19 protein-coding genes and 1 pseudogene are annotated in these 19,580 nt (G+C 71.9%); 9 read left to right on the top strand and 11 right to left on the bottom strand.

Annotation, left to right across the window (positions count from 1 at the left end):
- The coding region (locus tag ACFVYK_RS35445; RefSeq protein WP_389780856.1) for an FAD-dependent monooxygenase at positions 1-1,095 on the bottom strand (1,095 nt) is incomplete at its 3' end.
- A 252-nt stretch (positions 1,096-1,347) separates the two neighbouring features.
- Here ACFVYK_RS35445 and ACFVYK_RS35450 point away from each other — a divergent pair.
- Positions 1,348-2,076 (top strand): SDR family oxidoreductase, encoded by a 729-nt coding sequence (locus ACFVYK_RS35450; RefSeq protein WP_389780857.1) that lies wholly within the window; start codon positions 1,348-1,350, stop codon positions 2,074-2,076.
- Between the two features lie 97 nt (positions 2,077-2,173).
- Positions 2,174-3,052, top strand: coding sequence for an NmrA/HSCARG family protein (locus tag ACFVYK_RS35455; protein WP_389780858.1), 879 nt, complete (start codon positions 2,174-2,176; stop codon positions 3,050-3,052).
- Between the two features lie 7 nt (positions 3,053-3,059).
- Here the strand turns inward: ACFVYK_RS35455 and ACFVYK_RS35460 are convergent, their stop codons facing one another.
- Positions 3,060-3,677 (bottom strand): DsbA family protein, encoded by a 618-nt coding sequence (locus tag ACFVYK_RS35460; RefSeq protein ID WP_389780859.1) that lies wholly within the window; start codon positions 3,675-3,677, stop codon positions 3,060-3,062.
- Between the two features lie 208 nt (positions 3,678-3,885).
- Between ACFVYK_RS35460 and ACFVYK_RS35465 the strand changes: the two genes are divergently transcribed.
- Genes ACFVYK_RS35465 through ACFVYK_RS35480 form a run of 4 tightly spaced genes read left to right on the top strand, consistent with a single transcriptional unit; the run spans position 3,886 to position 6,717 of the window.
- Positions 3,886-4,914, top strand: coding sequence for a methyltransferase (locus ACFVYK_RS35465; RefSeq protein ID WP_389780860.1), 1,029 nt, complete (start codon positions 3,886-3,888; stop codon positions 4,912-4,914).
- 53 nt (positions 4,915-4,967) lie between these two features.
- Entirely contained in the window at positions 4,968-5,414 is a 447-nt protein-coding gene (locus ACFVYK_RS35470) for a carboxymuconolactone decarboxylase family protein (RefSeq protein ID WP_389780861.1), read from the top strand.
- A gap of 16 nt (positions 5,415-5,430) precedes the next feature.
- Positions 5,431-6,090, top strand: coding sequence for a sulfotransferase family protein (locus tag ACFVYK_RS35475; RefSeq protein ID WP_389780862.1), 660 nt, complete (start codon positions 5,431-5,433; stop codon positions 6,088-6,090).
- 18 nt (positions 6,091-6,108) lie between these two features.
- The gene (locus ACFVYK_RS35480; protein ID WP_389780863.1) at positions 6,109-6,717 is read left to right on the top strand and encodes a dTDP-4-dehydrorhamnose 3,5-epimerase family protein; all 609 of its coding nucleotides are present in this window, start codon (positions 6,109-6,111) and stop codon (positions 6,715-6,717) included.
- A gap of 157 nt (positions 6,718-6,874) precedes the next feature.
- Here ACFVYK_RS35480 and ACFVYK_RS35485 read toward each other — a convergent pair whose 3' ends face one another.
- Entirely contained in the window at positions 6,875-7,888 is a 1,014-nt protein-coding gene (locus tag ACFVYK_RS35485; RefSeq protein ID WP_389780864.1) for a Gfo/Idh/MocA family protein, read from the bottom strand.
- Between the two features lie 196 nt (positions 7,889-8,084).
- Between ACFVYK_RS35485 and rfbA the strand changes: the two genes are divergently transcribed.
- Both rfbA and ACFVYK_RS35495 read left to right on the top strand, forming a co-directional pair.
- Positions 8,085-8,954, top strand: a complete 870-nt coding sequence (gene rfbA / locus ACFVYK_RS35490; RefSeq protein WP_389780865.1) for a glucose-1-phosphate thymidylyltransferase RfbA — start codon at positions 8,085-8,087, stop codon at positions 8,952-8,954.
- A gap of 58 nt (positions 8,955-9,012) precedes the next feature.
- Positions 9,013-10,089, top strand: a complete 1,077-nt coding sequence (locus ACFVYK_RS35495; protein WP_389780866.1) for a nucleotide disphospho-sugar-binding domain-containing protein — start codon at positions 9,013-9,015, stop codon at positions 10,087-10,089.
- Positions 10,090-10,267: 178 nt separating this feature from the next.
- Here ACFVYK_RS35495 and ACFVYK_RS35500 read toward each other — a convergent pair whose 3' ends face one another.
- Positions 10,268-11,443, bottom strand: coding sequence for a glycosyltransferase (locus ACFVYK_RS35500; RefSeq protein ID WP_389780867.1), 1,176 nt, complete (start codon positions 11,441-11,443; stop codon positions 10,268-10,270).
- 242 nt (positions 11,444-11,685) lie between these two features.
- On the opposite strand from ACFVYK_RS35500, the gene ACFVYK_RS35505 reads away from it, so the two are divergent.
- Positions 11,686-11,949: a hypothetical protein gene (locus ACFVYK_RS35505; RefSeq protein WP_389780868.1), complete on the top strand. Its 264-nt coding sequence runs from the start codon at positions 11,686-11,688 to the stop codon at positions 11,947-11,949.
- A gap of 125 nt (positions 11,950-12,074) precedes the next feature.
- Here ACFVYK_RS35505 and ACFVYK_RS35510 read toward each other — a convergent pair whose 3' ends face one another.
- From ACFVYK_RS35510 to ACFVYK_RS35540, 7 genes and pseudogenes are all read right to left on the bottom strand, one after another.
- Positions 12,075-14,009, bottom strand: a complete 1,935-nt coding sequence (locus ACFVYK_RS35510) for a multicopper oxidase family protein (protein WP_389780869.1) — start codon at positions 14,007-14,009, stop codon at positions 12,075-12,077.
- 94 nt (positions 14,010-14,103) lie between these two features.
- Complete coding sequence (locus ACFVYK_RS35515; protein ID WP_389780870.1) at positions 14,104-15,882, bottom strand: ABC transporter ATP-binding protein; 1,779 nt, start codon at positions 15,880-15,882, stop codon at positions 14,104-14,106.
- Between the two features lie 64 nt (positions 15,883-15,946).
- Complete coding sequence (locus ACFVYK_RS35520) at positions 15,947-16,090, bottom strand: hypothetical protein (RefSeq protein ID WP_389780871.1); 144 nt, start codon at positions 16,088-16,090, stop codon at positions 15,947-15,949.
- A gap of 164 nt (positions 16,091-16,254) precedes the next feature.
- Entirely contained in the window at positions 16,255-17,148 is an 894-nt protein-coding gene (locus tag ACFVYK_RS35525) for an ABC transporter permease (RefSeq protein ID WP_389780872.1), read from the bottom strand.
- Entirely contained in the window at positions 17,135-18,013 is an 879-nt protein-coding gene (locus ACFVYK_RS35530; protein WP_389780873.1) for an ABC transporter ATP-binding protein, read from the bottom strand. The genes ACFVYK_RS35525 and ACFVYK_RS35530 overlap by 14 nt, the downstream gene beginning before the upstream one ends.
- Before the next feature lie 37 nt (positions 18,014-18,050).
- A complete protein-coding gene (locus ACFVYK_RS35535; protein WP_389780874.1) occupies positions 18,051-19,160 on the bottom strand; it encodes an aliphatic sulfonate ABC transporter substrate-binding protein in 1,110 nt (369 codons plus the stop codon).
- 109 nt (positions 19,161-19,269) lie between these two features.
- A pseudogene (locus ACFVYK_RS35540) lies at positions 19,270-19,580 on the bottom strand (hypothetical protein); the annotation flags it as partial.

The raw sequence follows: 19,580 nt of genomic DNA on the forward strand, positions 1-19,580 counted from the left end.
GGCGGCGTCCTTGTGGGTCAGCAGCTCGCCCACGACCTCGCGGACCGGGTCCATGGCCTCGTCGCCGAGGTAGAGCTTGGCGGCCGCCCGGGCGTTGCGGATCAACTGCCGCCCGACGGGGTGGCGTTCGGCGTGGTAGGTGTCCAGCAGGCCTTCGGGGGCCGAACCCCTGACGGTCGCCGCGAGCTTCCAGCCGAGGTTCACCGCGTCCTGCAGTCCGGCGCTCAGCCCCCAGGCGGCGAGCGGGGGGATCTCGTGCGCGGCGTCGCCCGCCAGCAGCACCCGGCCGCGCCGGTACTCCCGCGCCAGCGCGGAGGAGTTGCCCGAGGCCCACAGCCACAGGCACCGCGCGTCGTCGATCGACTCCCCCGTCAGTCGCCGCCACGCGTCGGCGACCTCGGCGAACGTCAGCGCGCCCGGCTCCGGGCGGGCGGGCAGGGCCGGGTCGTGGACGACCACCCGGCAGCGGCCCTCGCCCAGCGGGGTGCACACCACCATCCTGCCGCCGGGAAGCCGCTCGCCGATCGGCCGCGGGCGCGGGGTGACGCCGGTGATCTCGGCGGTGTACATGCCCCGGGTGGGCTCCCAGTCGGCGGTGGGGATGCCGGCCAGCCCGCGCACGGTGCTGCCCGCGCCGTCGCAGCCGGCCACATAGCGGGCCGTCGCCTCGTGGGGGCCGTCGGGACCGGTGAAGGACAGCACGACGCCGTCGGCCGTCTCGCGCAGGCCGGTCACCTCGTGACCGCGACGCACCGGCACGCCGAGTTCGGCGAGCCAGCCGCCCAGCGCCTGTTCCGTCGTGGCCTGGGACAGGCCGAGCACCCCGCTGTGGTCCTCGTCGAGCAGGCCGAGGTCGAAGCGGACTCCGCCGAAGTGGCCCATCGGGCCCCAGCGGAACGCGCCCAGGCGGGGCAGCAGCCCGCGCTGGTCCAGTGACTCGGCGGTGCGCCGGTTGAAGCCGAGTGCCCGGGACTCCTCGGTCGGGGCGGGCAGCCTGTCGTAGACGGCCACGTCCACTCCGCCCAGGCGCAGTTCTCCGGCCAGCATCAGGCCGACCGGCCCCGCACCGACCACGATGACGTCAGTTGTCTTCATTCTTGAGGCCCTCTGCGCTGTGGCAATGGTTGGCCATGGTGAAGCTACTCAGGGCTATCTCCGGCCGCAACGATGCGGGAATTGCGGGGATCTCCCAGTGGGCGTTCGACCGTGGAGTCGGCGCAATTGAACGACGCTGAACGCTTGAGTGCGCGGTCCTCACCGCAGCAATATCGTCGGGTGTCTTCGGGGTCGGTTTTCCCTTCTTCCCGGGGCGAATGCGCACCTTACCGTCGCAGAAAGGAAGCTGACGTGACAGACGAGAAGATCGCCCTCGTCACCGGCGCCAACAAGGGCATCGGATTCGCCGCGGCGCGGCTGCTCGGCGAGCGGGGGATCGTCGTCGTCGTCGGCGCGCGCGACGAGAGGCTCGGCAAGCAGGCCGCCGACGCGCTGGCCGCCGACGGCATCGCCGCGTCGGCGCTGCGGCTCGACGTGAGCGACCCTGCCTCGGCGGCCGAGGCCGCCCGCGAGATCGAACGGCTCCACGGACGCCTGGACATCCTGGTGAACAACGCCGGCACCGCGGGCGGCTTCACCGGCGCCCCGAGCCAGGCGACCGCGGCCGACCTGCGGGAGGTCTACGAGACCAACGTCTTCGGCGTGGTCACCGTGACCCACGCGATGCTGCCGCTGCTGCGCCGCTCCCCGGCCGGCCGGGTCGTCAACCTGTCCAGCCACGTGGGGTCGCTGACCCTGAACGCGGACCCGGGCTCCCCGCTGGCGGGCGTGAACATGATCGCCTACCAGTCGTCGAAGACCGCGCTGAACGCGGTCACGGTCGCCTACGCCAAGGAGCTGCGGGGGACGCCGGTCAAGGTCAACGCGGCTCTGCCCGGCGTGGTGGCCACGGACATCAACCACCACCGCGGCCACCGCACCCCCGCCGAAGGGGCCGAGATCGTGGTCCGGCTGGCCCTGCTGGACGAGTCCGGCCCGTCGGGCGCGTGCCTGGCGGACGAGGGGCCCGTCCCCTGGTAGCGCGGGACCCCCGACGCGCGGCGGCCGCCCCGCGGCCGTCGCATCCGATCGCCGCGCCGGAGGAGTCTTCGGCGGGCACGAGACATGGAGACAGACAGTGGCGCTTGACGAAACGATCCTGGTGCTGGGCGGGACCGGTCGGCAGGGCGGGGCGGTGGCCCGCGAACTGCTGCGGCGCGGGCACGCCGTGCACGCCCTGGTCCGCGACCCGGCCAAGGCCGAGGCGGGCGCGCTGCGGGAGGCGGGCGCGGTCCTGGTCCGCGGCGACATGGACGACGAGGCGTCGCTGACGGCGGCGATGCGGGGCGTCCACGGGGTCTTCAGCGTCCAGACCTTCCGGGGGCCGGGTGGCGTCGAGGCCGAGGAGCGGCAGGGCCGGGCGGTGGCGGACGCCGCGGTGCGGGCCGGGGTGCGGCACTTCGTCTACAGCTCGGTGGGCGGCGCGGACCGCGACACCCGGGTCCCGCACTTCGAGAGCAAGCACCGGGTGGAGCAGTACCTGCGGACCCTCGACCTGCCGACGACGGTGCTGCGGCCGGTCATGTTCCACGACATCCTGCTCGACATCGCCCCGCGTCCGGTGGGGGACGGGCTGGTGCTGGCCATGTGGCTGGATCCGCGGATCCCGGTGCAGCTCATCGCGACCGGTGACATCGGCGTGTTCGCCGCGGACGCCTTCGAGGACCCGCAGGCCTGGCTGGGCCGGGTGGTCGAGATCGCCGGCGACGCCCTGACGGGGCCGCAGATGGCGGCGGCCTTCGAGGCGGCGGGCGGCGTCCCGACCCGCTATCAGCAGCTGCCGATCGAGCCGCTGCGCAACGCCCGCCCGGACCTCGCCAACATGTTCGACTGGTTCGAGCGGGACGGTTACCGCGCCGACCTGGAGGAACTGCGCCGCACCCGGCCCGGCCTGGTCACGTTGGAGAGCTGGCTGGCGGAGAACTGGACGGCCCCCGTGGCCGCGGCGGCCCGCTGATCCCGCCTCAGGTGAAGAGGGGGTCCCGGGTGCGGGTGCGCTTGAGCTCGAAGAACCCGTCGGTCGCCGCCACGGCGAGCACCCCGTCCCACAGCCGCGTCGCGGCCTCGCCCCGCGGGGCGGGGGTCACCACGGGGCCGAAGAACGCCACGTCCCCGACCGCGACGACGGGGGTGCCCACGTCCGCGCCGACCCGGCCGATGCCGTCGTGGTGCGAGGCGCGCACCGCGCCGTCGTAGGTGTCGACCCCGGCCGCGTCGGCGAGGCCGGGGTCGAGGCCCGCGGCGGTCAGGGCAGCCGCGTAGGTGGCGTGCTCCTTGGGCGCCCGTTCCAGGTGGAAGCGGGTGCCGAGCTCGGTGTACAGCGCGCCCAGCACCTGTGGGCCGTGGGCCTGCTCGGCGGCGGCGCACACCCGCGCCGGCTCCAGCCGCACGGCGAGGTCCCGGTGCCAGCGCTCGGGCAGGTCGGTGCGCCCCTCGTTGAGCACGGTCAGGCTCATCAGGTGCCAGCGCAGCCGCAGGGGCCGTTGCCGGGCGACCTCGAGGATCCAGCGGGAGGTCAGCCACGCCCAGGGGCAGGTCGGATCGAACCAGAAATCCACCGGGGTGGGAATGTCGTGCTGCAACGGGGCCTCCTCGACGTAGCCGGGCCGGAACAATTTGGCAAGGGGGGCCGGAATTTTGCTGGAGCGGTGCTGGACGGGCCCTGTTCAACCGCTCAAATTCCCCGCTTGAACATCCGAAGGTCATTGCGGGAATACGGAAGTTGCGGTTTCGAGAATCGCCGACCTATTGTCTGGGATCCGCGAAAAAAGGCGCTCCGAAAGGAAAAGCATGTCCGTGCTGCCCGAGGTTCGTGACCAGTCAGACGCATACGCACTGCTCCATCTCGTGCAGGGCGCGGTGATCACCCAGGCGATTTCGGTCGCGGCCCGGCTCGGCGTCGCGGACGTGCTGGCCGACAGCCCGCTGTCGGCCGAGGACATCGCGGCGCGCGTCGGGTCCGACCCGGGGGCTACCCACCGCCTCCTGCGGGCGCTCGCCGGCCACGGGGTCTTCGCGGCCGGGGCGGACGGCCGCTACGCGAACACCCCGATGTCCGGCGCCCTGCGAGAGGACGCCCCGGACTCGATGCGCGGCTTCGCCCTGCTGATGTCGCACCCCACGCTGTGGGAGGAGTGGGGCCACCTGTTCGACACCGTGGAGAGCGGCGAGGCCAACCTGCCCAAGCTGCGCGGCATGGGCGCGCTGGACTTCTTCCACGCCGACCCCGACTACGCCCGGGTGTTCTTCGAGGCGTTCGGCGGGCTCTCGGCCTCGGAGACCGACCCGATCCTGGCCGCCTACGACTTCTCCGGGTTCGGCACGGTCGTGGACGTCATCGCCGGCCGCGGCAACCTCCTGGCGGGCATCCTGAAGCAGGCGCCGGACGTCAAGGGGGTGCTGTACGACTCGAAGGTCGCCACCGTCGACTCCCCGGCGCTGTTCGAGGCGGCCGGCGTCGCCGACCGGTTCACCATCGCGCACGGCGGCTACCTGGACGAACTGCCCGCAGGCGGCGACGCCTACGTGTTCAAGCACATCATCCACGACTTCTCCGAGGCCGACGCCGTCACCGCGCTGCGCAACGCGCGCAGGGCGATCGCCCCCGGCGGGAAGCTGCTCGTCATCGAGTACGTGATCCCGGAGAACAACGAGAAGCACCTCGGCAACACCATCGACCTCTGGCTGATGCTGATGCTCGGCGCCCGGGAACGCACGCTCGCGCAGTACACCGAGCTGTTCGCCGAGGCCGGCTTCCAGCTCACCCGGGCCGTTCCCACCAGCGCGCCGATCTCGGTCATCGAGGGCATCCCGGTCTGAGGCCGCCGCAAGCACACCGACTCATTCCCGCATACCGCACAGGAGAAGACCCGATGACCCCACGGATGGACAACCCCTCCCTGGTCGTTCCCGGCGCCCTGCAGCCCCTGCTCGACCTGACCGAGGTCATCGGCAAGGTGGGCGTGCCGAAGACCACCCTCGACCTCGTCCGGCTGCGCGTCAGCGAGATCAACGGCCGCGCCTACACGTTCTCGGACGACCCGGAGCAGGCGGGAAAGACGGACGAGCGGCTGGCGCGGGTGGCCGGCTGGCGGACCGAGTCCTGCTTCGACGAGGCCGAGCGCTGCGCGCTGGAGATGGCGGAGGCCGTCACGCTGATGACCGACCCGCAGGACATGGCGTCGGACGAGGTCTGGGAGAAGTCCGCCCAGTACTACACCGACGAGCAGCTCGGCGCCCTGGTCATGCACATCGGCCTGGTCAATTTCTGGAACCGGGTGAACGTCGCCACCCGCCAGGAAGCCGCGGCCTGGCGCTGAGGAAGGAGACGGCATCGTGCTCAAGCTCATCAACGCCGGTCTGGGCAGGACCGGCACGACCTCACTGAAGGCCGCCCTGGACCGGCTCGGTCTCGGCCCCTCCTTCCACATGTTCGACATCGTCGGCGACGCAGAGCGGCTGCGGCGGTGGGAGAGGATCGTCTGCGACGGCGAGCGCCCCGACTGGGCGGCCGCCTTCGACGGCTACCGCTCCGCGGTGGACGGCCCCTGCGCCGTCTACTACCGGCAGATCAGCGAGGCGTTCCCGGACGCCAAGGTGATCCTCACGGTGCGTGACGCCGAGAGCTGGTACCGCAGCACCCACGACACGCTGTACCAGTTCGCCCTGCGCAGCGCGGCGAACCCGCCGGAGCCCGGCAGCCCACAGGCCCGGCTGTTCCGCGTCACCAGCGCGATGGTGTGGGACGGGCTGTTCGGCGGCCGGTTCTCCGACAAGGACCACGCCATCGAGGTCTACCACCGGCACAACGAGGAGGTGGTGCGCGTCCTGGGCGCGGACGACGTCCTCGTCTACGACGTGCAGCAGGGCTGGGAGCCGCTGTGCGCCTTCCTCGGTGTCGACGTCCCGCGCGAGGAGTTCCCGCGCACCAACGACACCGCTTCCATGCGGCAGCGGATCGCCCGGGCGGCCGGCGCCCCGGCCGCCACCGGTTGAGCCGGCGAGGAGTATGCGGTGCTGATAACGGAAATGACGGTCCCCGGCGCCTACCGCGTCGAACCCGAGCCGCTGAGCGACCGCCGGGGCCACTTCTTCGAGTCCGTGCGGGCCAGTGCCCTGCTGGCGGGAAGCGGCTGGGAGTTCACGGTGCGCCAGGTCAACTACTCGGTGTCCCGGCGCAACACCCTGCGGGGCATCCACGGCACCAAGGTCCCGCCCGGCCAGGCCAAGTTCGTCACGTGCGTGCGGGGCAGCGCCCTCGACATCGCCGTCGATCTGCGGGTCGGCTCGCCGACGTTCGGGCAGTACGACGTCACTCTGCAGAGCCCGCAGACGGGGACGGCCGTGTACCTGCCCGACGGGGTCGGGCACGCCTTCCTCGCCCTCACGGACGACACCTGCATGAGCTACCTCTGTTCGCAGGAGTACGTGCCGGGGACGATGATCGACGTCGACGCGCTCGACCCGGCCCTCGCCCTGCCGTGGGACCTGAAGGAACCGCCGATCCGCTCGGACAAGGACGCCGCGGCGCCCACGCTCGCCGAGGCGGCGGCGGCCGGCCTGCTGCCCACCTACGAACAGTGCCCGCCGCGCCCGCTCACGGCTGCGCCGGTCGGACGGTAGCGCGCGGAGAACGGCGGTCGGCGTGGGGATGCCGACCGCCGTTCTCCGTTTCCCGGGGCGCCCGCCGGGCCTTCCCCGTCGTCGCCCGCCGGGCCTTCCCCGTCGTCCCCCGCCCGGCCTTCCCGGCCGTCGCCCGCCGGGCCTTCCCGGCCGTCGCTCACCGGGGTTGCGTGGCGAGGGCGTGCGCGCGGATGCCGGCCATCAGCCCGGCCTGGCGCACCAGGTCGCGGTGGTGCCCGGCGCGCGCCGCCGGGTCGCGCACGGCGTCGTGGAACGCGGTGAACACGCCGAGGAACTGGTCAGAGGCGGGGGCGAGGATCTGCGTCTCGCGGTCCTTCTGCTGCAGTCGCAGCACCGGGCGGGCGTCGACCGAGGGCGTGAACGCCCACTCCAGGACCAGCCGCCCCTCGCTCCCCCACAGCTCGTAGGCCGACCGGTAGCCGTGGGACAGGCCGAAGGAGCAGTTCGCGACGACGCCGTCGTCGTCGCCCAGCAGGGCCGCCCCCGAGACGTCCACGCCCAGCTCCGGATCCGACTTCAGGCCGGCCCCCAGGACCCGTGCCGACGGCCCGAGGTATTCCTGAGCCGCGCGCACCGGGTAGCAGCCGACCTCCCACAGCGCCCCGCCGCCCAGGTCCGCCTGGTACTTGATGCCGCGTGGATCGGTCGGCGGAATGCCGAACGCGCCGTGGTAGGAGCGCAGTCGGCCGATCGCCCCGTCGGCCACCAGGGCCCGCGCCTGTTCGTGCTGGGGGTGCCGCAGGAACGCGAAGTTCTCCATGACGACCAGATCGCGCTCCTCGGCGAACGCCACGAGGTCCCGGGCCGTCCGCGCGTCGGGCACGGCGGGCTTCTCGAGCAGGACGTGCTTTCCCGCCTCCAGCGCCCGCTGCGCCCACTTGGCGTGCTCGCTGTTCGGCAGCGGGATGTAGACCGCGTCGATGCCGGGCAGTTCCAGGAGCCGCTCGTAGCCCTCGACGGCCGTACAGCCGGCGGCGGCCGCCACGGCCTCGGCCTTCTCCCGGGAGCGGCTCGCCATCGCCGTCAGCCGGAACGAGGACCGGCGGATCGCGGGGAGGGCTCGGCGCACGGCGATGTCGGCGCATCCGATGATGCCGATACCGGCCCTCTGCTCGGATTCGAGAACGGGCGTCAGATCTTCGATTTCCACAGGTCCACCTAAACGACGACAGTAAATGCGCATGCCTGAACCGGTATGCCGTCAGCCTGGGTAAGCAGCCCCATGCCTGTCAACAAAGACGCTATTCGACGGGGAGGGCGCCGGGGAGCCTTTCGGCCGGGTGGCCGACGCCGATAAAGTGCGGGCACTGCCTGATTTGGCACGAAGTTACTGAGGAGGCGCCACGGTGAAGGGCATCATCCTGGCCGGCGGCAATGGCACGAGGCTCCATCCGATCACTCTCGGGGTCTCCAAGCAAATGCTCCCGGTCTACGACAAGCCGATGATTTACTACCCGCTTTCGGCTCTCATGCTGGCGGGGATCACCGAAATCGAGATCATCACCACGCCCGAGGACTCGGAGATGTTCCGGCGGCTGCTGGGCGACGGCTCCTGGCTGGGGATCACCCTGACCTACGCGGAGCAGGACAAGCCCCGGGGGCTCGCCGACGCGTTCCTGGTCTCAGCGGACCACATCGGGGACGACTCCGTCGCCCTGGTGCTGGGCGACAACATCTTCCACGGCTACGAGTTCGGGCCCATGCTCCAGCGGGCCGCGCAGGACATCAAGGGCTGTGTCCTGTTCGGCTACCCGGTGCGCGATCCCGAGCGCTACGGCGTCGGCACCCTCGACGAGCAGGGCAGACTCATCGCCCTGGAGGAGAAGCCCACCGATCCGCAGACCAACATGGCGATCACGGGGCTGTACCTCTACGACAACCAGGTCGTGGACATCGCCCGGCAGCTGCGGCCCTCCGAACGCGGCGAGCTGGAGATCACCGACCTCAACCGCGTCTATCTGGAGCGCGGCGAGGCCCAGTTGATCCCGCTCGGCCGCGGCTTCGTCTGGCTGGACACCGGAACCCACGACGCGCTCATGGAGGCCGGGGACTACGTCCAGGTCCTGGAGCACCGCCAGGGCGTGCGCATCGCCTGTCTGGAGGAGATCGCCTGGCGCATGGGCTACATCGACCGGGAGTCCTGCTACCGGCTCGGCAGCCGCCTCGCCCACTCCTCCTACGGCCGGTACGTCATGGAGATGGCCCAGGCCGGCTGAGCCCCGCACCGCACCCCGCAGACCCCTGCGATCCCCCAACGGAAGAAGTGCGACAGCCATGAAAATACTGTTCACCGTCGGTGGCAGCCAGGCGGCCGTCTTCGGCGTCGCCCCCCTCGCCGCCGCCGCCCGCAACGCCGGCCACGAGATCCTGTTGGCAGCCGACGAGCCGCTGATGGCGGCCGCACAGTCCGTCGGGCTTCCCGCGGTCTGCATCACCCCCGAGCGCATGCGCTACGGCCAGGACGCCATGACGGCGACGGTCCGCATCGACGCGCTGCTGGAGCTGACCCGGCAGTGGAGCCCCGACCTGGTCGTCGGCGGCCTGTCCCACGTCCCGCGGGTGCTCGCCGCCCGGCTCAAGGTGCCCTACGTGCGCCACATCTGGCACATCGCCCCGATGGCGCGCCGGGACCGCACGGCGGTGGCGGAGCTCCAGCCGCAGCTGGAGCGCCTCGGACTGGGCGAGCTGCCGGCGCCCGACCTCTTCATCGACCTGTGTCCGCCGTCGCTGCGCCCGCCCGGCGCTCCCGCCGCGCGGTCGATGCGCTGGGTGCCCCGGGTGAGCCAGCGCCGGGTCGAGCCGTGGATGTACACCCGCCCCGAGGGCCGCCGCCGGGCGCTGATCACCGCGGGCACCCGCAACCTGCTGCTGGACACGCCCGGCGCCTCGCTGCGCCGGCTGGTGGACGAGCTGACCGGGGCGGGGGTCGAGGTGCTGATCGCGGCGCTCCCCGAGGCGGCCGAGCGGTACGGCGAGCAGCTGGGGGACGTCCGCATCGGCTGGATCCCGCTGGACGTGGTCGCCCCCACCTGCGATCTCGCGGTCCATCACGGCGGCGCCACCACGGCCATGACGCTGATCAACGCGGGAGTGCCCCAGCTGATCGTCCCCGACAACGGCTACGGCAAGGCCGTCGCGGAGGCCGTCAGCGGCTTCGGCGCCGCGTTGCTGGTGGACCGCAACCGGCCGCCGGCGGGACAGGACCCGGACGAGGTGATCGTCGCGGGCTGCCGCGAGATCCTCGACGACCCCCGCTACGCGGAGCGGACCCGGGCCGTGGCCGCGGAGAGCGCCGCGCTGCCGACCCCGGACGAGGTGCTGCGCGAGATCGAGGCCCTCGCCGCCCGCTGAGAGCCGACCGCCCGCCGACCGCCGGCCGGGTCGCAGCCCGCTCACCGGGCCGCGGCCCGGCCGTCCCCGGTCCGGCCCTGTCTTCCCCGCCCGCACGACGACAGTCGCCCTGAGACCGACGGAGAGGTCCTCCGTGGTCCCAGGGCGACCGGCGTTGCCGGGGCCGACGCGCCGGCCGTCAGACCAGCGCCTCCAGCTTGGGCACGATCTCGGCGGGCGTGGGCAGCGTCGAGATCTCCTTGGCGATGAACTGCGTCCGCTCCGTGTAGCTCGGGTTCTCCAGCAGTTCCTTGCAGGCCGCGGCGATCACCTCGCCCGGCGCCTTGTCGGGCTCCTGCGCCTGCGGCCACAGCGTCTTGCCGGCGCCGAAGTCGGTGATGGCCTTGGCGATGGCCTCCCGGTGGTAGTTCGGCGGGAACTCCGGCGGGTTCTCCGGGATGACCAGCTGCGGCACGCCGTTGGCCATGAGCGTCGTGGCGGTGGTCGCGCCGCCGTGGTGGACCGCCAGGTCACAGGTGGCGGCGGTGACGTCGATCGGGATCCAGCCGACGCGCGCGTCGCCCAGTTCCGCGCCGAAGCGCTCGACCGCGCCGGGGTTCGACGCGATCAGCGGCTCGGCGCCCAGCTTGTTCAGCTCCTTGACCAGCAGCGGCATGGACCAGCCCGGGTCGCGGAACATCAGGCTGCGGAAACCGGAGGTGATCACCACGCGCTTGCGTCCCTCGGGGCGGGTGTACATCCAGCGCTCCAGCCGACGCTGAGGGTTGCTGGGGATCCAGCGCATCGGCTGCGCGTCCGGGTCGTGGGAGGGCCGCAGCGACGGCGGGGTGGAGTCCAGGAGCAGATCGGGCTTGAGCAGCCCGTCCACGCCCAGCCGCTCCAGCTCGGGCCGCAGCTCCGCCTCGGCGCCCGGGTCGATGCCGGTGAGCGGGATGCCCAGGTACTCGATGTGGCGCACGTAGGGGACCTTGAGGTGGGCGGCGAGCAGCATCGCGGCGTAGCTCTGCGAGCTGCCCACGACCACGTCCGGGGTCCAGTCCTTGGCCAGCTCCAGCAGGGACTTCACCCCGGCCAGCCCCATCTGCGCGAAGCCGCGGCCCTGTCCGAACATCTCCTCGTCGCCCAGCTCCCGGGGGAACCGCAGCCCCTTGCCGGGGTTGCTGATCCGCATGAAGTGCCGGATCGGGTCGACGGTGAAGCAGAAGGTGGGAAGGCCGATGGCCTCCGCGGTCTCCACCCACGGCTCGTGGGCGGCCAGCACGACTTGGTGGCCCGCGTTGCGCGCGGCCGTCGCCAGCGGGGCAGCGGCATAGTAGGTGGCCTGACTGCCCGTGGTTATGAACAGGATTTTCATGGCACTCCGGATGCTTTTCGTGGGATGCGGCCTGCGGCATTCGCGAACTGTACCGATGGTCCGCAGCGCGGCCTTTCTCTGTCAAACACCGGCAATTAGCAACCCCGTTCAATCGCGGATTCCCCGCAGTTGAACGGGCTATTCTCCGGACTTCGTTGCGCACTCTTCGGCCGCTGACCATGATGAGGTCGGCACGTGTGGCCAGGAAGCCTCAGAAACCGGATACCGAAAGTCGGTGGCACATGAACAGCCTGATCTACGAAGCCCGGATGGCTCTCCGTGACGTCATGGAAGTGAACATCTACAGCCAGGGAAACGACAAGGTCTATCTGACCGTTTTCCCGGAGCTGGTCTGGGAGGGCACCGAGAAGACGCAGCCGGAGAAGGTCGTGCAGAACGTCATCGGCCGGCTGCACGACATGGACCTGGACGTCGCCGACGGCGACGTGTCCGTCCGGACGCTGCTGGACGCCGGCGCCGTGGAGATCGTCCGTAAGGCCGCCTGACCGCGCCGCCGGCCGGCCCACCCACGCTTTCGCCGCGCACGACGCCGCTCGGCGTCCGGCCCCGGCCCCCGTTCGACCTCCGCGAGTGCCCGCGCCGACCACCGCCGCGGGCACTCGTCGTGCGGTCAGTGGTGGCCGCCCGCAGGGTCGTGGGCGGCGGGGGCGACCACGAGCGGGCGCACCATGTGCTGTTCGTGCTCCAGCATGTGGCAGTGGTGGACCCCCCGGCCGACGACGGGGAAGCGGGCCGCCACGGTGACCAGCTCGCCCGGGGTGCCGTTCGGGCCGGGAAGGATCTGTCCCGCCGTGCCCACCCTGACGGTGTCCTTCAGCCCGCGCTCGTGCGGGTCCGGTTCCACCGCCTTCAGGAACGCGATCGGTCTGGCCGAACCGCGGACCGTCCGGTCGAACCCGGTCACGTCGTAGTTCTCACGGGAGAGCACGTGGAAGTGGGCCAGGTGGATGTGCATGGGGTGGGGAGAGGCGGCGAGGTTGAGGTACTTCCAGATCTCCACGCTGTCGTGCTCCACGGTGAACGCGCCGCCGTCGTCGTACTGCATGGCCGTCCGGCGCAGCGTCGTGACGGTCCCTTCGGCGTCCTTGACCTGGATGACGCCGGCGGAGGGGAAGACGATGCCCGCCGCGTCGGCGTCCGCGACCTCCTCCATCTCCCACAGTTCGGGCATGTTGGCCGTGCCGGGGCCGGCCAGCACCACCCACCGGGGGGCGCGGTCGTGCGGCAGGTCGTGGTGGGTGGGCCGCTCGAAGGTGGACGAGAGCACCGTGGGCGGCGTGAACCGGCCGGCGGAGCCTCGGCCGGCGACGCGGAACTGCATCACGTCGGGTTCCAGCAGATCGTTCTTGGCGCTGGACGCGCCGGGCGGCACGCCCTCCATCGTGTTGACCAGCTTCAGGGACCGGCCGCGGAACGCGCTGAAGTCGACGAGCACGTCGGCACGCTCGCCGGGTGAGAGGTTGAGCGCTCCGTCGACCGGCAGCGGCTTGTCGATCAGGCCCTGGTCGGTGCCGATGACCTGGAAGGCGCCCGGGACCGGCCGGCCGTCGGCCAGCAGCATCAGCCGGTAGATGCGGGAGTTGGCCGTGTTGGCGATCCGCAGCCGGTACCAGCGCGGGTCCACCTCGAGGTAGGGCCAGATCACGCCGTTGACCAGCGTGTAGGGGGCCGCGTGGGCGCGCATGAGCTTGGTGCCGACCATCTCCACCTTGTGCACCAGGCGTCCGGTGAGCGCGCCCGAGGCGTCCAGCGCGAAGTTGCGGTCGCTGAGGACCAGCGGCACCTCGTGCCTGCCCTTGGGCAGGCCCAGCGCCCGCTCCTCCTCGTCGCGGCAGACGAACAGGCCGGCCAGTCCGGCGTACACGCTGAAGCGGCTCACGTGGTGGGTGTGGTCGTGGTACCAGAGCGTCGTGGCGGCCTGGTCGTTCGGGTACGCCGACAGCTGCACGTCGCCGGGGGCGACGAGGTTCTCCATCCAGCCGTCGTTGCCGCCGCCGGTCAGCATGCCGTGCAGGTGCACCGCGGCCCACGGCTGGAGGCCGGCCACCCCGGGGACCTCCTGGCAGCCCTGGGTGCCGGGGTAGTTGGACAGCGGGTCGGGGGCGGGGCCGCCGGGCCGGCCGAAGTCGACGGCGGTGACCGGGACGGTCCCCGTCAGGTGGTTCTCCCAGGCGACCCGCAGCCGGCGGCCGCGGACCGTCTCGATCGTGGGGCCGGGGTGGCTTCCCTCGTACGTCCACATCCGTACCGCGGGCAGCTCGGAGTGCACCCGGACGTCGGCGGTGCGCATGCGCACGGTCAGCTCGTCGTGGCCGCCGCGGGCGACGGGCCGCAGGACGGGCGGCGTGCGCAGCGGGTCCTTGAACTTCGTCAGCATCAGTCCGTCCGCCGACGGCTCGGCGCCGCCGGCGCCAGGGTCGTCCAGCACGGCGAAGACGGAGGACGCGGGCACGATCGCGCCCAGGCCCGCCACGGCGCCACCGCGCAGCAGGGTGCGCCTCGTGAGTACGGGCGAGTCCGGTATGTCGGCAGACGCAGTCTCCATGCGCCGGATGGTAGGCAATGGGCGCTGCAGAGCCGCTCGAAGTCGCGTCCAGTTCAGGGGAGTTCGGAGTTCCGGTCGCCGGGGAGGGCCGCGCCTACACGGCCGCCATCTCGGTGTCCCGGCGCACGAGCCGGGCGTAGTGGCCGCCGAGGGCGAGCAGTTCGTCGTGCGTGCCGCGCTCGGCGATGCGCCCGCGCTCCAGCACGATGATCTCGTCCGCGTTGCGGACCGTCGACAGCCGGTGCGCGACCGTGATGGTGGTGCGGCCCGCGCTCGCCGCGTCGATGGCTTTCTGGACGGCTCGCTCGGTCTGGGTGTCCAGGGCGCTGGTGGCCTCGTCGAGCACCAGGACGGGCGGGTCGCGCAGGATGGCGCGGGCGATGGCCAGCCGCTGCTTCTCACCGCCGGAGAACCGGTATCCGCGCTCGCCGACCACCGTGTCGTAGCCGTCGGGCAGGGACATCAGATAGTCGTGGATGTGCGCCACCCGGGCCGCCGCGACGAGTTCCTCGTCCGTCGCGTCGGGTTTGGCGAACCGCAGGTTGTCGGCGACCGAGGCGTGGAAGAGGTACGACTCCTGGGAGACGACGCCGACCGCGGTGGCGAGCGTGTCGAAGGACAGGTCGCGCACGTCGACGCCGTCGATCGTGACGGCGCCGGACGTGGCGTCGTACAGACGCGGGATGAGGTAGCTCAGCGTCGTCTTGCCCGAGCCGGTCTCCCCCACGACGGCGAGGCTGCGCCCGACGGGCACCGTCACGTCGATGCCGTCCAGCGTCGGCCGCTCGGCGCCCGCGTAGCGGAAGCCGACGCCGCGCAGCCGCACCTCGCCCCGCAGACTCGCCGGCGTCACCGGCCGCTGCGGCTCGGCGACGTCGACGGGCAGGTCGAGGTACTCGAAGATGCGGCCGAACAGCTCCAGTGAGCTCTGGATGTCCAGGCCGATCGTCAGCAGGCGCTGCGCCGGCCGGAACAGGATCTGCTGGAGGGTCGCGAAGGCGACCAGTTCGCCGATGGAGACGGCCATGCGGCCGCCGCTCGCGGTCAGCCCCGCCACCCAGTAGATCACCGCGGGCATGGCCGCCATGACGACCCAGATGGTGGACTGGTACCACAGGCCCGCGGTGCTCGCGCGCACCTCGGTCTCGGTGAGCTTGCGGGACTGCGCGGCGAACGCGTCGCTGAGCGAACGCGAACGGCCCATGGTGTGGCCGAGCATGATGCCGCTGACCGACAGCGACTCCTGCACGTTCGAGGAGAGGTCGGCGAACTGGCGCTGCCGCGACCGGGTGAGGACGCGCAGTTCGTCGCCGACGCGGCGGCTGACCCAGACGAAGCCCGGCAGGACGATCAGCGAGGCCAGCGTGAGCCGCCAGTCGAGCAGGGCCATGGCGGTGACCGTGGCGAGGACCGTGGTCACGTCCGACACCAGCGCCGTCGCGGTGGTCGTCACGGTCACCTGCATCCCGCCGATGTCGTTGGCGATCCGGGACTGGACCTCGCCGGTGCGGGTGCGGGTGAAGAAGGCCAGCGACATGCGCTGCAGGTGGGAGTAGACGGCGGTGCGCAGATCGTGCATGACCAGCTGGCCGACCCTGGCGGACAGATAGGTCTGCCACACGTTGAACGAGCTGTTCGCGGCCGCGACGACGATCATGCCCAGGGCCAGCAGGGACAGCAGTCCGGTCCTGCCCTGCGGCAGCGCCACGTCGATGATCTCGCGGATCAGGAAGGGGTTGACGAGGGAGACCAGCGACGAGGCGGCGACCAGGAACGCCACCGACAGCAGGCTTTTGCGGTAGGGGCGGAACAGCTTGAGGACGCGCCGCTTGTGCACGGGAACGTGGGCAGTGGCCGACCCGGTGGTGGTCACCCTGGTCTCCTTCACTTCGGTCGGGTCCGGACGACGGGCGCGGGACGACGGCTGCGGCGGGTGCTCACAGGTCGTCGACCAGCGCGGTCCACCGGGCGAACTCCTCCTGCGACAACGGGGGCAGGTACGGCTGCTCGGCGGGCGGGAACACGTACTCGGGCCAGGGGTGGGGGTGGGGCAGATGCGTTCCGTACCATCCGAACCCCATCCACATGACCCCCTCGCCGAGGCTTCTGCCGATGGCCCTGAGGGCGGATGAGCGCCGTGCGCGCATGTCGGTCTCCGTTTCGCCGGCCAACCATTCACCGCCACCTTGGGCGAGACGTCTCAAGAAGCGGCGGGCAATCGGTCGAGCCCGGCTGGAGGCGGGTCTCAGCTCCGGACCAGCAGTCCGCGGCTGCGCAGGACCCAGCGTTCCAGCGGGCTGAAGATCAGCAGGTCGACGGCGATGCCGACGACGAGGATGAGCACGATGGCCTCGAACACCATGGCCGAGTCGCCGGCGTTGCGGCCGTTCTCCAGCAACTGGCCGAGGCCGACGCCGAGGTCGGGGAAGGAGGCGATGATCTCGGCGGCCATCAGCGACCGCCAGGAGAACGCCCAGCCCTGTTTGAGCCCCGCGACGTAGCCGGGCAGAGCGGCGGGCAGGGTGATGTGCCAGGTGCCTCTCAGCCCGGTGGCGCCCAGGGTGCGGCCGGCGCGCAGGAACAGCGGGGGCACCTGGTCGACGCCGGAGACCAGGCCGTTGGCGATGGAGGGAACGGCGCCGAGCAGGACGACGGCGTACATCATCCGGTTGTTCAGGCCGAGCCAGATCACCGCGGGGGGCACCCAGGCCACCGACGGCAGTGACTGCAGCCCGGACAGGACCGGGCCGATGGCCGCGCGCACGAACCTCGCACGGGCGACCAGCAGTCCCAGCGGGGTGCCGATGGCGAGGGCGAGCAGGAAGCCGAGCAGGCCGCGGGAGACGGACGTCCAGATGTAGCCGAGCAGCTCGCCCTTCAGCCAGGCGTCCCGCAGGACGCGCCACACGGCGGCGGGGGCGGGCAGCTTGACCGGGTCGTCGACGATGTGGAAGGAGATGAGCGCCTGCCAGACGGCCAGCACCAGCGCGACGGCGATGACGGGCGGCATGACCGTCCCGGTCAGGATCCTGCGCAGCGGCGTGCGGACCTTGTGGGTGCTCTCCAGTGCGTCCAGGCCCGCCTCCAGGCCGGCGAGGTCGGCGCCGCCGTCCCTGGCGAAGGCGTCAGCGCCGGCCATGGCGGCGGATCTCCCCACGCAGTTCTTCGGTGATCTCGGTGGACAGTTCCGCGACGGCGGTGTCCTCGGCGCGGCGCGGCTGCGGGATCCCCACCGTCCACTGGCGGGCGACGCGTCCGGGGCGGGACGACAGCAGCACCACGCGCTCGGCGAGCCGGACGGCCTCGCGTACGTCGTGCGTGACGAACAGGACGGACAGGTGCTTCTCGCGCCAGATGCGGGTCAGCTCGTCGTGCAGCACGTCCCGGGTGATCGCGTCCAGGGCGGCGAACGGCTCGTCCATCAGCAGCAGCCGGCTGTCCTGGGCGAGCGCGCGGGCCATCGCCACGCGCTGGCGCATACCGCCGGACAGCTCGTGCACCCGTTTGCCGTACGCGTCCTTCAGCCGGACCAGTTCCAGCAGTTCCTCGGCCCGTTCGCGGCGCTCGGCCCCGGGCACGCCGCGCAGCCGCAGGGCGAGTTCGACGTTCTTGCCCGCGGTCAGCCACGGGAACAGGGCGTGCTCCTGGAACATCAGGGCGGGGCGCCCGTCGGTGTCGATGGCGCCGGCGCTCGGTCGGTCCAGACCGGCCACCAGGTTCAGCAGGGTGGACTTGCCGCAGCCCGAGGCGCCCAGCAGGGTGACGAACTCGCCGGGGGCGATGTCGAGGCTGACGTCGTCCAGCACGAGCTGCCCTCCGGCGGGGCCGGGGAACGACTTCGAGACGTGCGCGATCCGGGCGGCGCAGGCGGTGGGCGCGGTGGCCGCGGTGGGCGCGGTGGGCGCGGTGGGCGCGGTGGGCGCGGTGGGCGCGGTGGGCGCGGTGGCCCGGGCCGCCTGAACCGCCTCGGCGGCCTCGGCGGCCTCAGCGAGGGTCGTGGTCATGGTCGTCGCCTCCTGGTCAGTGGGTCGTGATCCGGACTCACCGCCGGTCGCCGAGTCCGGCGTCGTCGACGGTGGCCTCGCCCTCGGCCGCGAGGACCTTGTTGAGCAGCGTGAGGTCGTAGATGCCCCGGAGGTCGGCCTTCTTGAGCAGACCGGCCTCGACGGCGTGGTCCGCCTGTGCGGCGAGGGTGGCGGCCAGCGGGTCGTCGGTCACCTTCAGCGACCGCCAGGCCGGGTCCATGACCTCGGCGGGCAGCGCCTTGCCGGCGTCGTGTGCGATCTGCTCGTCGGCGGCGGCCTTCGCCTCCTCGGGATGGGTCCTGATCCACCGGTTGGTCTCCACGGACGCCTTCAGCACGGCCTCGACGGCCTTCGGATGCGCCGTCAGGAACCGTTGCGACACGATGACGTTGGTGGTGGCGAACTGCCCGTGCGGCCACAGCGACGCCTCGTCGAGGAGCACCTTGCCGCCCTCGGCGACCAGTTTCGAGGCGGTCGGCTCCGGCACCCAGGCGCCGTCGATCGCGCCGGCCCGGAAGGCGTTCGGGGTGACCTTGTTGTCGCTGCGGACCAGGGTGACGTCGCCCCTGCCGGTCATCGGGTCGATCGTCCAGCCCTGCCCGGCGGCCCAGTGGAGGAAGGCCACGTCCTGGGTGTTGCCGAGCTGCGGGGTGGCGATCCTCTTGCCCTCGACGTCCCGCGCAGACGTGATCCTGTGCGGGTCGACGACCAGTTTCACCCCGCCGGAGGCCGAACCGCCGATGATCCGCAGGGCGGTGCCGCCCGACTTCACATATCCGTTGATCGCGGGAGAGGGGCCGATCCAGCCGATGTCGAGGGAGCCCGAGTTGAGCGCCTCGATCTCGGAGGGGCCGGCGTTGAACACCGCGTACTTCGCCTCGGTGGCGCCCAGCTCCTTCTGGAAGAAGCCCTTGCGGTTGCCGACCAGCGCGGTGGCGTGCGTGACGTTGCCGAAGTAGCCGATCCGCACGGCGTCCAGACCGTCGGTCCTCGCCGCTTGCGGGGCGATCTTCGCCGCGCTCTCGTCCGTGGTGCGCGAGCCGTAGCCGCAGCCGGCGAGGACCAGCAGCGGCAGTGCGGCCAGGGCCGCGAGGATGCGGCGCGGGACGGTGGTGGTGGCAGACACGGGAGGCGTCCTCTCGGTGGCCCGGGGGTCAGGGCCGGCCGAGCGCGTCGGACACGTCGGTCGGGCCCTGGCCGGGAGACGGTCGGCAGGCGGAATCCACGGAGCTCGGTCAGACGTCCCGTCGGCCGGGGACCGGGTCGACGTCGGCGGGGTGCGCGGGGGCGAAGGACTCGCCGACCATCCCGGCGGTGAGGGTGGTGCCGTCGTCGGCGTCGATCAGGATGAAGGAGCCGGTGCGGCGGGAGTCGGCGTAGGCGTCGAGGGGGAGCGGGTCGGCGGTGCGGAGTCTCACCCGGCCGATGTCGTTGGCGACGAGGCGTCCGGGGTCGGGGTGCTGGGACAGGTCGTCCAGGGTGAGCCGGGAGGGGATGTCCTTGACGATCGCCTTGACCGTGCGGGTGCCGTGTTTGAGCAGGACCC

This window comes from Streptomyces sp. NPDC058291 (assembly GCF_042880855.1).
Taxonomy (GTDB): domain Bacteria; phylum Actinomycetota; class Actinomycetes; order Streptomycetales; family Streptomycetaceae; genus Streptomyces.

Excerpts from the sequence above, each read along its gene's own strand:
- ACFVYK_RS35505 (WP_389780868.1), top strand. The coding sequence starts at position 11,686 with ATGAACAGCCTGATCTACGAAGCCCGGATGGCTCTCCGTGACGTCATG.
- ACFVYK_RS35465 (WP_389780860.1), top strand. The coding sequence starts at position 3,886 with ATGTCCGTGCTGCCCGAGGTTCGTGACCAGTCAGACGCATACGCACTG.
- ACFVYK_RS35525 (WP_389780872.1), bottom strand. The coding sequence starts at position 17,148 with ATGGCCGGCGCTGACGCCTTCGCCAGGGACGGCGGCGCCGACCTCGCC.
- ACFVYK_RS35495 (WP_389780866.1), top strand. The coding sequence starts at position 9,013 with ATGAAAATACTGTTCACCGTCGGTGGCAGCCAGGCGGCCGTCTTCGGC.
- ACFVYK_RS35530 (WP_389780873.1), bottom strand. The coding sequence starts at position 18,013 with ATGACCACGACCCTCGCTGAGGCCGCCGAGGCCGCCGAGGCGGTTCAG.
- ACFVYK_RS35520 (WP_389780871.1), bottom strand. The coding sequence starts at position 16,090 with ATGGGGTTCGGATGGTACGGAACGCATCTGCCCCACCCCCACCCCTGG.
- ACFVYK_RS35500 (WP_389780867.1), bottom strand. The coding sequence starts at position 11,443 with ATGAAAATCCTGTTCATAACCACGGGCAGTCAGGCCACCTACTATGCC.
- ACFVYK_RS35510 (WP_389780869.1), bottom strand. The coding sequence starts at position 14,009 with ATGGAGACTGCGTCTGCCGACATACCGGACTCGCCCGTACTCACGAGG.
- ACFVYK_RS35470 (WP_389780861.1), top strand. The coding sequence starts at position 4,968 with ATGACCCCACGGATGGACAACCCCTCCCTGGTCGTTCCCGGCGCCCTG.